Here is a 13,483-nt window from a genome sequence, read left to right as displayed (position 1 = left end):
ATGACCTCCACCGACAACACGCCGCCCGCCTCCTCGACCTCCGGGTCCGTCGGAGCCGGGGAGAACGCCATCGAGCTCAAGGCCGTCGAGGGCAAGTCGCAGGGCCAGATCGTCCGGGAGCGGTTCTTCCGCCACACCGGCGCGATGGTCTCGCTCGTCGTGCTCGGCGCGGTGCTGGTGCTCGCGTACAGCTCCGTGGGCGTCGGCCCGATCCCCGGCTGGTGGAAGTTCGACTACACCACCACCAACGACGTGCTGAACCGCGGCCAACCGACGCTCGGGCTGCCGACGTGGCTGGGCGGGTCGGGGCTGGCGTGGGGGGAGCACCCCTTCGGCCAGGACACCATCGGCAAGGACAACTTCGCGATGGTGATGCGGGGCGTGCAGGTCTCGTTCAACGTCACCATCATCATCGGCCTCGTCGCCGGTGCGATCGGCATCGTCTTCGGGGCGGTCTCCGGCTTCTTCCGCGGCTTCACCGACGGCGCGCTGATGCGCTTCACCGACCTCATCATCACCTTCCCGGTGATCGTCGTCGGCGCGGTGCTCGGCAAGCTCGCCGGCGGCGGCAACTGGCTCTACCTCGCGTTGGCGCTGGGAGCGATCACCTGGACCTCCCTCGCACGACTCGTGCGAGCGGAGTTCCTGACGCTGCGCGAGCGCGAGTTCGTCGACGCGGCCCGGGTCGCAGGAGCGTCGAACACGCGCATCATGTTCAAGCACATGCTGCCCAACGCCGCGGGCGTGATCATCGTCAACACCACGCTCCTCATGAGCATCGCCGTGCTGCTGGAGACGGCGCTCAGCTTCCTGGGCTTCGGCATCACCCAGCCCGAGGTCTCGCTCGGTCAGCTGATCAGCGAGTACCAGTCGGCGTTCACGACCCGGCCGTGGCTCTTCTGGTGGCCCGGACTGTTCATCATCATCATCGTGCTGAGCATCAACTTCATCGGCGACGGTCTGCGCGACGCGTTCGACCCCCGCCAGAAGAAGATCCCCTCGGCGCGCGAGATGGACAAGGCGCTGGCCGCCCAGGAGTCGACCTCGACCTCGCGCGTCGGCGCCGGTGCCGGACGTCCGTCGATGAAGGACGCCGAGGAGGCAGAACAGGCCCGGAAGCCGTCGTGAGCGACGCGATCGGGTCAGCCGAGAGCGACCGCCAGCAGCGCTCCGAGCAGCAGCACGGCGGGCACGGCGAGCGCGACCAGCTGGGGCGTACGCCACGTGACCTGCGCGGTCGGCCCCTCGACGGCGCCGCTGTCGAGGTGGCCGGCGTCGCGTACGCGGTCCCAGTGCGTCCGCACCAGCGCCGCTGCCTCGCTGGCCTGGCCGCGCGTGCGGGCACGGCCGGACGGAGGACCCGCCGCCCAGGCCGACCAGTGGCTCTCCGCCGTCCGCAGCCGCAGCCCGAAGCGGCCGTCGACCTCGTGCAGGGCGGGCCACGTGACGAGCACGCGGCGCACGGGGTTCTCCAGCTCCACGCCGTGCGGCAGCACGCGCACGACCGGCTGCCACAGGGCCACCCACGCCAGCGTCGCGACGAACAGCAGACCGGCGAGCACGGCGTACGTCGACGCGGCGTCCAACGGGCTGCCGAGCAGCTGGCCGCCGGCCAGCACCGCGCACATGAGCACCGTCGCGACGGCGATCGGTCTCGAGGTGCCGGGCCGGTAGGCCACGGTCTCGTCGTCCGGAACACCCATCCGCCCACGGTCGCACACCCGACCCGAGCAGGAGGCAGGCCATGAGCAGCACGGGGAACGCCAGCGCGGAGCGCGAGAGCGCCGGGCAGAACATCCTCGAGGTCGAGGACCTCTCGGTCGCCTTCTACGTCGAGGGGGAGTGGTTCCCCGCCGTCAGGTCGCTCAGCTACACCGTCGCCCGCGGCGAGGTGCTCGCCATCGTCGGCGAGTCCGGCTCGGGCAAGACGCAGTCGTCGATGTCGCTGCTCGGGCTGCTGCCGGGCAACGGCCGCGCCTCCGGCAGTGCCCGGCTCAACGGTCGCGAGCTCATCGGCATGAAGGGATCGGCGCTGCGCGACGTGCGCGGCAAGGACATGGCGGTGATCTTCCAGGAGCCGATGACGGCCATGAACCCGGTCTACACGGTCGGGTTCCAGCTCGTGGAGATGATCCGTACGCACCTCGACATGGGCCCGGCGGAGGCGAAGGAGCGGGCGCTGGAGCTGCTGCGGCTGGTGGAGATCCCCGAGCCGGAGCGACGCTTCGGCAACTTCCCGCACCAGCTCTCCGGCGGCCAGCGGCAGCGCGCCATGATCGCCATGGCTCTCGCCTGCGACCCGGGCCTGCTTGTCGCCGACGAGCCGACGACCGCCCTCGACGTGACCGTCCAGGCCGAGATCCTCAAGCTGATGCGGGACCTGCGCTCGCGCATCGACGCCGGCATCGTGCTCATCACCCACGACATGGGCGTGGTCGCCGACATGGCCGACCGCATCATCGTGATGCGCCAGGGTGAGGTCGTCGAGAGCGGCACGGCGGCGAAGATCTTCGGCGACCCGCAGCACGCGTACACCAAGGAGCTCCTCGCCGCGGTGCCGCACTTCGGCTCGCTCGCCGGCACGACGTCGGCCCAGACGTCGGGCCAGACGTCGGAGCGGGCGTCCGCCGGACAGGGCACCCCTGCGATGCCGACGACGGTGAAGGAGTCCGGCAGCAGCGAGCCCGGCGAGCACGTGGACGTGCGGGAGCACGGCACGGGGCGTACGCCGGTGCTGAAGGCCGAGGACCTGGTGCTGGAGTACCCCAAGCAGGGGCGACAGCCCGCCTTCCGCGCCGTCGACGGCGTCAGCTTCTCGCTGATGCCCGGCGAGGTCGTCGGCCTCGTGGGCGAGTCGGGCTCGGGCAAGTCCACCATCGGACGGGCCGTGGTGGGGTTGCTCCCGGTGCACTCCGGCTCACTGGAGGTCGCGGGCGTCCAGATGAAGGGCGCGAGGGCGCGCGACCTGAAGCCGCTGCGCGACAAGGTCGGCATCGTCTTCCAGGACCCGTCGAGCTCGCTGAACCCGCGGATGCCGATCGGTGACTCGATCGGCGAGCCGATGTACCTGCACAAGAAGCTGCGCAGCAAGGGCCTGGCACAGGCGGTCGAGAAGCTGCTCGACGACGTGCAGCTGCCGCGGTCCTATCGCAACCGCTACCCCCACGAGCTCTCCGGCGGCCAGAAGCAGCGCGTCGGCATCGCCCGGGCGCTGTCCCTCGAGCCGACGCTGCTCGTGGCCGACGAACCGACCTCCGCACTGGACGTCTCGGTGCAGGCGACGGTGCTCGAGCTGTTCGGTGAGCTGCAGCGCGAGCACGGCTTCGCGAGCCTGTTCATCAGCCACGACCTGGGCGTGATCGAGATGGTGTGCTCGCGCATCGCGGTGATGCGGCACGGCGAGCTGGTCGAGATGGGCAGCCGCGACCAGGTCGTGCTGGAGCCGCGGCACGAGTACACCCAGCGCCTGGTCGCCGCCGTCCCGGTGCCGGACCCGGACGTGCAGCGACAGCGCCGCGAGCAGCGCGACCGGATGATCGAGCAGGCGGGCGTCTCCTGACGACCTCGGACGAGCCGGACGCGCTCTTCGAGACCCCGGGCGCCGGGGGCGCCGCGCGTACGCCCCGTGGCGCCGGCAGCCTCGCGGGCAACGCGCACGCCTCGGCGCCGCTCGCCGTCAGGATGCGGCCGCGCACGCTCGACGAGCTGGCCGGCCAGGCGCACCTGCGGGTCGAGGGATCGCCCCTTCGTCGGCTCGTCGAGGGCGACCAGCCGATGTCGCTGTTGCTGTGGGGGCCGCCCGGGGTGGGCAAGACGACGATCGCCTCGATCCTCTCCGGACAGACCGACCGGGCCTTCGTGGAGGTCTCCGCGGTCTCGGCGGGCGTCAAGGAGGTGCGCGCAGCGATCGAGGCCGCGCGCGCCGAGCTGGTGCGGTCGGGACAGGAGACCGTGCTCTTCGTCGACGAGGTGCACCGCTTCTCCAAGGCCCAGCAGGACGCCCTGCTGCCAGGGGTGGAGAACCGGTGGGTCTCCCTGGTGGCGGCGACGACCGAGAACCCGTACTTCTCGGTGATCTCGCCGCTGCTGAGCCGGTCGCTGCTGTTGACGCTGGAGTCGCTGACCGACGACGACATCCGCGAGGTCATGGCACGCGCCGTCGCCGACGAGCGTGGTCTCGCCGGGGAGGTCGCGGTAAACGACGAGGCCCTGGACCACCTCGTACGCCTCGCCGGCGGCGACGCCCGCCGTGGCCTCACCTACCTCGAGGCAGCGGCCGGGGCGGCGCGGTCGCGGGGCCGCGACGTCGTCGACCTCGCGACCGCGGAGCTGGCGGTGGACAAGGCGGCGGTGCGCTACGACAAGGACGGCGACCAGCACTACGACGTCACCAGCGCCTTCATCAAGTCCGTCCGCGGGTCCGATGCCGACGCGGCGCTGCACTACCTGGCGCGCATGATCGAGGCGGGGGAGGACCCGCGCTTCATCGCACGCCGCCTGATGATCCTGGCCAGCGAGGACATCGGGCTGGCCGACCCGACGGCGCTGCCGACCGCGGTCGCGGCGGCGCAGGCCGTGGCGCTGATCGGGTTCCCCGAGGCGCAGCTGACGCTTGCCCACGCGACGGTCGCGCTGGCCGTCGCACCGAAGTCCAACGCGGTCACCACCGCCATCTCCCGGGCGCGCGCCGACGTGGCGAAGGGTCTGATCGGGCCGGTGCCGCCGCACCTGCGCGACGCCCACTACGCCGGCGCCAAGAAGCTCGGCCACGGGTCCGCATACGTCTACGCGCACGACGAGCCGTACGGGATCGCCGCGCAGCAGTACGCCCCCGACGTCGTCGACGGTGCCGCCTACTACGAGCCGAAGCCGATCGGGGCCGAGGCCGGCGTCAAGGAGCGGTGGGAGCGCGTACGCCGCATCGTGCGCGGCTCGCGAGGACCCGGCGGCGGCACGTAGCGTGCCCGTCATGTCCTCCGACGCGTGGCTCGTGACCGCCCTGGTCGCGCTCGCCGTCCTCGTCGTGCTGCTGGTGCTGGTCGGTGTCCTTCTCGTGTCCGTGCGCTCCACGCGACGTCGCGCCGCCGCCGACCGGGCTGCCGCGGACCAGGCCCGCGAGGACGTCGCCGTGCTGACCGCGCGCCTGGACCGGCTGGCCGGAGAGGTGGAGGACACCCGGCGCCAGCGCGAGGCGGCGGCGGAGACCGGGTACCTCATCACCGACGCCGGCATCCGCAAGGTCGAGCCGGAGGTCAGCCACGCGCCCACGCGCATCGTGGTGTCGGGCCCGCTGGGGGAGGGAGTCGTGCGCGGCATGGCCGTCGCGCACGGATTGCGGACGGCGCTGCGTCCCGCGAACCGCAACCGCATCGGCTTCGCCATGAAGCAGGAGGTGCGTCGGGCGCGCAAGCAGCGCCGCGAGGAGCTGCGTACGGCCCGGCGCCTGGTGCGTGACCAGCAGCGCGCGGGCCTCACCGACTCCGACTGAGCCCCCGTACGCCCCGGCTCCCTGAACGCCCGCGTACGCGGACGTTGGGGTACGTGCGCGGGGTTGCAACGCCGCACATGTTCGGGATTGCCCGCATACGCGGGCGTTCCGGGGGCGGCCGGAGGGGCAGAGCAGGACCACGAGCGGGACCATTCGGACATCGTGGGGGCGGGCGGTCCAGCGGGCGGCGGTAAGGTGCCCCGCATGGGTCGAGGCTTGTGGTTCGTGGCCGGTGCAGGCACCGGGGTGTACGCCATGGTGCGCGCCCGCCGTCTCGCCGAGGCCGTCACGCCCGAGGGACTCGCCGACCGGGTGGGGGCCCTCGCCCTGGGTGCTCGCCTTCTCGCCGACGACGTCCGGGCCGCGACCGCGACCCGCGAGGCCGAGATCCGCGCCGAGCTCGGCCTCGCCCTCGAGAGCATTGAGAGCAGCGAGAACAGCGAGGCTCGCAAGACTCTCGAGAGCGGCCCGGCCCGCGAGCTGGCGACGCGAGACCGTTCGCTCGAGCCCGCCGCAGGCGCGGCGCACCCGACCGCCGCCGCCCGCGCTTCCTGAGGCAGGCTCTTCCCACGCCCGCCGGTCGATCACCGGACGGGGCACGCATCGACCCCGGAGGCACACCCCGATGGAGACCCCCTTGGACACCCCCTTGGACACCGCGGAGATCCGGCGTCGCTTCATCGCGCACTTCGAGGCCGCCGGCCACACCCCCGTGCCCTCGGCCTCGCTGCTGCTCGAGGACCCGAACCTGTTGTTCGTCAACGCCGGCATGGTGCCGTTCAAGCCGTTCTTCCTCGGCCAGCAGACGCCTCCGTACGCCACGGCGACCAGCATCCAGAAGTGCATCCGCACCCCTGACATCGAGGACGTCGGCAAGACCACCCGCCACGGCACGTTCTTCGAGATGTGCGGCAACTTCAGCTTCGGCGACTACTTCAAGGAGCGGGCCATCGAGCTCGCCTGGGACCTGGTGACCAAGCCGCGCGCCGACGGGGGGTGGGGGCTGGAGGAGTCGCGCCTCTACCCGAGCGTGTACGCCGAGGACGCCGAGGCGCTCGCCCTGTGGATGAAGGTCACGGGCCTGCCCGAGCACCGCATCCTCAAGCTGGGTCGTCGCGAGAACTACTGGTCGATGGGCGTGCCCGGCCCGGGTGGTCCGTGCTCGGAGATCCTGTACGACCGCGGTCCGGCGTACGGACCCGACTTCGACCCCGCCGCGATCGGCCCCGACATGGAGCCTGCGCTGGAGGACCGGCTGCTGGAGATCTGGAACCTGGTCTTCATGCAGGAGGAGCTCTCCGCGGTGCGCTCCAAGGTCGACTTCGACATCGCCGGGCCGCTGCCGGCCGCGAACATCGACACCGGCATGGGCCTCGAGCGCGTCGCGCTGCTGATGCAGGACGTCGAGAACATGTACGAGATCGACGTCGTGTGGCCGGTCATCGCCAAGGCTGCCGAGCTCGCCGGGAAGACGTACGGCCGCTCCCGTGAGGACGACGTGCGGCTGCGTGTGGTCGGTGACCACATCCGGTCCTCGATGATGCTGATCAGCGACGGTGTGACGCCCGGCAACGAGGGCCGCGGCTACGTGCTGCGACGGCTGCTGCGCCGCGCGGTGCGCTCGATGCGTCTGCTCGGCGTCGAGGACCGCACACTGCCTGAGCTGATGCCGGTCAGCCGCGACAAGATGGGCGAGACCTACGGCGACCTCGTGCGCGACTGGGAGCGCATCAGCACGGTGGCGTACGCCGAGGAGGACGCCTTCCGCTCCACCCTCGCGAGCGGCACCCGCATCTTCGACTCGGCCGCGGCGGAGGCGAAGGGCAAGGGCGCGGTCACGTTCTCCGGCGCGCAGGCGTTCGCGCTGCACGACACCTACGGCTTCCCGATCGACCTGACCCTGGAGATGGCGGCCGAGAAGGGTCTCGCTGTCGACGAGCCCGAGTTCCGGCGGCTGATGGGCGAGCAGCGCGAGCGCGCCAAGGCCGACGCCCGCGCGAAGAAGGGCCAGCACGCCGACGCCTCGGCCTACCGCGAGATCGCGGACTCGATGGGTGTCGACGTCGAGTTCACCGGCTACGACAGCAGCCGTCTGACCAGCACCGAGGGCACCGTACGCGGCCTGGTCTCGGCCGGGCGCACGGTGCACGCGGCAGGCGTGGGCGACACGGTCGAGGTGGTGCTCGACCGCACCCCGTTCTACGCCGAGGGCGGTGGGCAGCTCGCCGACCAGGGCGTCATCGAGCTCGACAACGGCGCCCGCATCGAGGTGCTCGACGTGCAGTCGCCGGTCTCCGGCGTCATCGTGCACGCCGCGCGGGTGCTCGAGGGCGAGGTGACGGTCGGGGCCCAGGCCTCCTCCCTGGTCGACCTCGAGCGCCGGCGCTCGATCAGCCGCGCCCACACCGCGACGCACATGGTGCACAAGGCGTTCCGGGAGGCTCTCGGCGAGACGGCCACCCAGGCCGGCTCTGAGAACGCCCCCGGCCGGTTCCGCTTCGACTTCTCCGCCAGCGGTTCCGTGCCTGCCTCGGCGATGGCCGACGTCGAGGCCCGTGTCAACGACCTCGTGCTGGCCGACCTCGCGGTCGAGGCCGAGATCATGACGCAGACCGAGGCCGTGCGCTCGGGCGCGATGGCGCTGTTCGGCGAGAAGTACGGCGACGAGGTGCGCGTGGTCTCCGTCGGCGACTGGGCCCGCGAGCTGTGCGGCGGCACCCACACCGAGCGGTCGGGCCAGCTCGGCGTCGTCAAGCTCCTGGGGGAGTCCTCCATCGGGTCGGGCGTACGCCGTGTGGAGGCGCTCGTCGGCGGTGACGCCTACCGCTTCCTGGCCCGCGAGCACGTGCTGGTGGCGCAGCTGTCGGAGGCGCTGAAGGTACGTCCCGAGCAGCTTCCCGAGCGGGTCGAGGACCTCGTGGAGCGACTGCGCGCCGCCGAGAAGGAGATCGAGAAGGTCCGCATCGGCCAGCTGCTCAGCTCCGCGGGCGACATGGCGGCGCAGGCGACCGACGTCGCCGGCGTCGCGGTCGTCGCGCACCGTGCCGACGGCGCCGCACCCGGCGACGTACGCACCCTCGCCCTCGACGTCCGCGGCCGCATCCCCGCCTCCCGTCCCGCCGTCGTCGCGATCGTCGGGGTCACCGACGACAAGCCCGCTGTGGTCGTCGCGGTCAACGACGCCGCGCGCGCCGGTGGTCTGTCCGCCGGCGACCTGGTGCGCACCGTCGCCACCACGCTCGGTGGCCGCGGTGGCGGCAAGCCGGACGTCGCGCAGGGCGGCGGCGGTGACGCCACGCAGGTCGAGGCCGCCCTCGAGGCGGTGCGCCGCGAGGTCGCGGCCTCGGTGCAGGGCCGCTGAGAGGCTGCGGCCGTGAGACGTGGCGTACGCCTCGGGCTCGATCCCGGTGACGCGCGCATCGGGGTCGCCCGCTGCGATCCTTCGGGCATGATCGCGACCCCCGTCGGCACGGTGGCGGTCACCGGCCGCAAGCCGGTCGACGTGCTCACCGAGGTCGCCGACCTCGTCGTCGAGCACGAGGCGGTCGAGGTGGTGGTCGGCCTGCCGCGGTCGCTGTCGGGCTCGGAGGGCCCCGCGGCGGCCAAGGCACGGACCTTCGCCGTCGACGTCGCTGCCAGAATCTCGCCCGTGCCCGTGAGACTCTGCGACGAGCGTCTGTCCACCGTCTCCGCGGAGTCGGTGCTGCGCGAGCAGGGACGCAAGGGAAAGAAGCGCCGTGCGGTGGTCGACCAGGTCGCCGCCCAGGTGATCCTGCAGCACGCACTCGACACCGAGCGGGGCAGCGGCAGGGCACCCGGCCAGGTCGTGGACGTACCCTCGAACCCCTAGCCGGACCCACCTCTCGGACCGACCCGACCGACCAGCACGCCAGACCCCCGGCGGACCAGCCACCCAGGAGCCCGACGTGAGCCAGCTCGACTTCTCCGACGACGGACCACGTCGCCGCCGTGGCCTGGGCTGCGTGGTCGCCCTGGTGGTGCTGGCGGTGATCGTCGGCGCCGGCTACTTCGGCGTGCAGCGTGGGCTCGAGGCGCTCGACGGCCGCTTCGACACCGAGCCGGTCGCCGACTACCCGGGACCCGGCACCGGTGAGGTCGTGTACGAGGTGCAGCCCGGTGACACGCCCGAGAACGAGATCGCCACGGCACTGGAGCAGCAGGACGTCGTGCAGAGCGCGGAAGCCTTCATCGAGGCCGCCCGCGCCGATGAGCGCTCCAGCGGGATCCAGGCCGGCTTCTACGAGCTGCGCCAGCAGATGTCGGCCCAGGGCGCGCTCGAGGTGCTGGTCGACCCCGACAACATCCTGCAGACCTCGGTGACCATCCCCGAGGGACTCACGGTCGACGACACCGTCGCGCAGCTCGCCCGGGGCACCGACTTCGGTCAGCGTGCCTTCCGCCGGGCGCTCCGCGGCGACATCGGTCTGCCCGAGTACGCCGACGGCAACCCCGAGGGCTACCTCTTCCCCGCCACGTACGCCTTCCCGCCGAATGCGACACCGGAGTCGATGCTGACCACGATGGTCGACCGGTGGCGCCAGGCCGCGGACGAGGCGAACCTCGATGCGCGGGCCGAGGAGCTCGGCTACACCGCCGACGAGCTGATGATCATCGCGAGCCTCGTGGAGGCCGAGGCCAGCCGCGACCAGGACCGACCCAAGGTCGCCCGTGTCATCTACAACCGGCTCGAGGGTGACGAGACCGACGGACTGCTGCAGATCGACTCGACCCTGAACTACATCAACTCCGACATCGGGGCCCGCGCCACCTTCGAGGACCTGCAGCAGGAGTCCGAGTACAACACCTACCAGAACCCCGGACTGCCGCCCTCGCCCATCGAGTCGCCCGGTGACGCCGCGATCGAGGCGGCGGCCAACCCGGCGGACGGTCCGTGGTTCTACTACGTGACGGTGAACCTGCGCACCGGCGAGACGAAGTTCGCCGAGGACTACGACACGTTCCTCGGTTTCCGTCGCGAGCTCGACGAGTACTGCGCGACGCAGTCCGACGCCTGCTGACCACGGCCCCGGATGCCCCGTTGCGCCGTGCTCGGCGACCCGATCGAGCACTCCCTCTCCCCGGTGCTGCACGCCGCCGCGTACGACGAGCTCGGCCTGACCGACTGGGCCTACGGCGCCCACCGTGTCGACGAGCGGGCTCTCGCCGGCTTCCTGACCGGGCTGCACGGCCAGGGCACGGAGTGGCGGGGTCTGTCCCTCACCATGCCGCTCAAGCGCACCGTCATGCCGCTCCTCGACGAGGTCGCACCGACGGCAGCCCTGGCGGGCGCCGCGAACACCGTCCTGGTCGCACCTGATGGTCGGTTGAGCGGCGACAACACCGACGTGCCCGGCGCCGTCGCGGCCATCCGCGAGCGGCACGAGGGTCCCGTACGCACCGCTGCGGTGCTCGGCGGCGGCGCGACCGCGACCTCGACGCTGCTCGCCCTCGCCGACCTGGGCTGCGACGAGGCGGTCGTGCTCGTCCGCGACCCCGCACGGGCTCGAAAGACGCTCGACGCCGTGGCCCGCCACGAGGCGGCGCCACGGCTCACGACCGCGCTGCTCACCGACGAGCAGCCCCTCGCGGTCGACGTCGTCGTCTCCACGATCCCCGCCGCCGCCCAGACGCCCGCGCTCGTACGCCGCTGCGCGCCGGCCGCCGTCGTGTTCGAGGTGCTCTACGACCCGTGGCCCACCCCGCTGGCCTCGGCGGCCACCGAGGCCGGGCAGACGCTGGTGAGCGGCCTCGACCTCCTGGTGCACCAGGCCGCCCGCCAGCTCGAGCTGATGACGGGCGTCCCTACCGCACCCGTGGCAGCGATGAGACAGGCGGGGGAGCGGGCCCTGGCCGCACGGGTGGACCACTAACCTCGCCCGGGTGTCCTCCGACGTCCTGCTCGTGCTCGTCGCGGCTCTCGTCGCAGCGGGGCTGAGCGCGATGGTGCCTACGGTGGTGGCGCGCCTGCCCGAGCCCGCTCCGGAGCCCGAGGTCGAGGAGCGCGAGGGCGTCGGCGACCCGCTCGCGCCGCCGACGCCGAAGATCCCGTACGCCGTGCTCGCCCGCGCCCGCGGGCTGCGGGCCTGGTGCGTGCTCGCCGGCGCCGCGGCCGGAGCGGCCTGCGGCTTCGCCGTCGAGGAGCTCGGGCGCCCGGGGCTGCTGCCGGCGCTGCTGATGATGGTGCCGCTCGGCGTGGCACTCGCCTACATCGACGCACGCACCCGGCTGCTGCCCTCCGCGCTCATCAAGCCCGCGTACCCCGCCCTGGTCGCCCTGCTCCTGCTGGGCGCGGTCGTCGACGGCTCCTGGACCGTGCTCCGCGGCGCTGCCCTCGGCTGGCTGGTGCTCGGCGGGCTCTACTTGGTGCTGAACCTCGTCTACCCCGCGGGCATGGGCTACGGCGACGTGCGGCTCGCCGGCCTCCTCGGCATGGTGCTGGGGTACGCGGGCCTGGCCCCGCTGCTCGTCGGCCTGGAGGCCGCGTTCCTGCTCGGCGCCGTCGGCGGGCTGGTGCCTGTCGTGTGGCGCCGGGTCCGCGGGCTGCCACGGGTCCGCGGCTATCCCTTCGGGCCGTACATGCTGCTCGGGGCCCTGGTCGGGCTCGTGGTGGGCGAGCCCCTGCTGCGCGCGCTGCTCGGGGGGCCCAGCGCGGGCTGAGCCGTACGCCTGCGTCCGCGCGGCCATCTCCCGCCCAGCACCGGCCCGCACCGCCCCGCCCCGGCCGGGGGCCCCGTGGGAAGATCGGCCACATGTTGCGCTGGCTGACCGCGGGTGAATCCCATGGACCCTCGCTCGTCGCGATCCTCGAGGGCCTGCCGGCCCACGTCGAGATCACGAGCGCCGACGTCGTCGACGCGCTGGCCCGCCGCCGGCTCGGCTACGGCCGCGGCGCCCGCATGAAGTTCGAGGCCGACGAGGTCACGATGATCGGCGGCGTACGCCACGGCCGCACCCAGGGTGGCCCGGTGGCCATCGAGGTCGGCAACACCGAGTGGCCCAAGTGGGAGAAGGTCATGGCCGCCGACCCGGTCGACCAGGCCGAGCTCGACTCCCTGGCCCGCAACGCCAAGCTCACCCGGCCCCGGCCGGGTCACGCCGACCTGGTCGGCATGCAGAAGTACGACTTCGACGAGGCACGGCCGATCCTCGAGCGTGCCTCGGCCCGTGAGACCGCCGCCCGGGTCGCGCTCGGCGCGGTGGCCACGGCGTTCCTGACGCAGGTCTGCGACGCCGACGTGGTGTCCCACGTCGTCCGCATCGGGTCCGCCGAGGCACCCCCCGGCTCGGTCCCGGTGGCTGCCGACGTGCCCGCGCTCGACGAGAACCCCGTGCGCTGCCTGAGCCCCGAGGGCACCGACGCGATGGTCGCGGCGATCGACCAGGCGCACAAGGACGGCGACACGCTCGGCGGCGTCGTCGAGGTCGTGGTGCACGGCCTCCCGCCGGGCCTCGGGTCCCACGTGCACTGGGACCGCCGCCTGGACTCCCGGCTCGCCGGCGCCCTGATGGGCATCCAGGCCATCAAGGGCGTCGAGGTCGGCGACGGGTTCGCCCTCGCCGCGACCCCGGGGTCCCAGGCGCACGACGAGATCGTGGACTCCGGCGAGGGCATCCGCCGCGCCACCGGCCGCGCCGGAGGCACCGAGGGGGGCATGAGCACCGGCGAGCCGCTCCGCGTACGCGCCGCCATGAAGCCCATCGCGACCGTGCCCCGCGCACTCAGCACGATCGACGTCGCGACCGGCGAGGCCACCAAGGCGCACCACCAGCGCTCCGACGTCTGCGCCGTCCCCGCCGCCGGCATCGTCGCCGAGGCGATGGTGGCCCTGGTGGTAGCCGACGCCGTCCTGGAGAAGTTCGGCGGGGACTCGGTGGGCGAGACGCGGCGCAACGTGGAGACCTACCTGTCCTCGCTGCGGTACCGGTGATGACGACCGAGCAGCCGACCGCCCACCCGGTGCCGTCGGAGCCGCC

Annotated in this window: 12 protein-coding genes; 11 read left to right on the top strand and 1 reads right to left on the bottom strand. The window is 72.7% G+C overall.

The annotated features are described in order from the left end of the window. Nucleotides 1-1,128 (top strand): ABC transporter permease, encoded by a 1,128-nt coding sequence (locus KLP28_00245; protein QWC85266.1) that lies wholly within the window; start codon nucleotides 1-3, stop codon nucleotides 1,126-1,128. 14 nt (nucleotides 1,129-1,142) lie between these two features. On the opposite strand, the gene KLP28_00240 is transcribed toward KLP28_00245, so the two are convergent. After that, nucleotides 1,143-1,703: a hypothetical protein gene (locus KLP28_00240; protein QWC85265.1), complete on the bottom strand. Its 561-nt coding sequence runs from the start codon at nucleotides 1,701-1,703 to the stop codon at nucleotides 1,143-1,145. A 41-nt stretch (nucleotides 1,704-1,744) separates the two neighbouring features. Here KLP28_00240 and KLP28_00235 point away from each other — a divergent pair, with 41 nt between their 5' ends. From KLP28_00235 to aroC, 10 genes are all read left to right on the top strand, one after another. Beyond that, nucleotides 1,745-3,559, top strand: a complete 1,815-nt coding sequence (locus tag KLP28_00235) for an ABC transporter ATP-binding protein (protein ID QWC85264.1) — start codon at nucleotides 1,745-1,747, stop codon at nucleotides 3,557-3,559. After that, nucleotides 3,556-4,959: a replication-associated recombination protein A gene (locus tag KLP28_00230; GenBank protein ID QWC86701.1), complete on the top strand. Its 1,404-nt coding sequence runs from the start codon at nucleotides 3,556-3,558 to the stop codon at nucleotides 4,957-4,959. Before KLP28_00235 ends, KLP28_00230 begins: the two co-directional genes overlap by 4 nt. A gap of 10 nt (nucleotides 4,960-4,969) precedes the next feature. Continuing rightward, the gene (locus tag KLP28_00225) at nucleotides 4,970-5,488 is read left to right on the top strand and encodes a hypothetical protein (GenBank protein QWC85263.1); all 519 of its coding nucleotides are present in this window, start codon (nucleotides 4,970-4,972) and stop codon (nucleotides 5,486-5,488) included. A 204-nt stretch (nucleotides 5,489-5,692) separates the two neighbouring features. Next, entirely contained in the window at nucleotides 5,693-6,043 is a 351-nt protein-coding gene (locus tag KLP28_00220) for a hypothetical protein (GenBank protein ID QWC85262.1), read from the top strand. Nucleotides 6,044-6,137: 94 nt separating this feature from the next. Next, complete coding sequence (gene alaS, locus KLP28_00215) at nucleotides 6,138-8,849, top strand: alanine--tRNA ligase (GenBank protein QWC86700.1); 2,712 nt, start codon at nucleotides 6,138-6,140, stop codon at nucleotides 8,847-8,849. Between the two features lie 12 nt (nucleotides 8,850-8,861). Beyond that, nucleotides 8,862-9,338 (top strand): Holliday junction resolvase RuvX, encoded by a 477-nt coding sequence (ruvX, locus tag KLP28_00210; protein QWC85261.1) that lies wholly within the window; start codon nucleotides 8,862-8,864, stop codon nucleotides 9,336-9,338. 76 nt (nucleotides 9,339-9,414) lie between these two features. Beyond that, on the top strand, nucleotides 9,415-10,527 hold the full coding sequence (gene mltG / locus KLP28_00205) for an endolytic transglycosylase MltG (protein QWC85260.1): 1,113 nt from the start codon (nucleotides 9,415-9,417) through the stop codon (nucleotides 10,525-10,527). A 12-nt stretch (nucleotides 10,528-10,539) separates the two neighbouring features. Next, nucleotides 10,540-11,379: a shikimate dehydrogenase gene (locus tag KLP28_00200; GenBank protein ID QWC85259.1), complete on the top strand. Its 840-nt coding sequence runs from the start codon at nucleotides 10,540-10,542 to the stop codon at nucleotides 11,377-11,379. 10 nt (nucleotides 11,380-11,389) lie between these two features. Continuing rightward, the gene (locus tag KLP28_00195; protein QWC85258.1) at nucleotides 11,390-12,166 is read left to right on the top strand and encodes an A24 family peptidase; all 777 of its coding nucleotides are present in this window, start codon (nucleotides 11,390-11,392) and stop codon (nucleotides 12,164-12,166) included. A gap of 92 nt (nucleotides 12,167-12,258) precedes the next feature. Further along, entirely contained in the window at nucleotides 12,259-13,437 is a 1,179-nt protein-coding gene (aroC, locus tag KLP28_00190) for a chorismate synthase (GenBank protein QWC85257.1), read from the top strand. Nucleotides 13,438-13,483: the final 46 nt, after the last annotated feature.

The sequence above is a fragment of the Nocardioidaceae bacterium genome (genome assembly GCA_018672315.1).
Lineage (GTDB): Bacteria > Actinomycetota > Actinomycetes > Propionibacteriales > Nocardioidaceae > TYQ2.
Note: the sequence above shows the minus strand (reverse complement) of the source record. Positions and strands in the feature narration are given on the sequence as shown.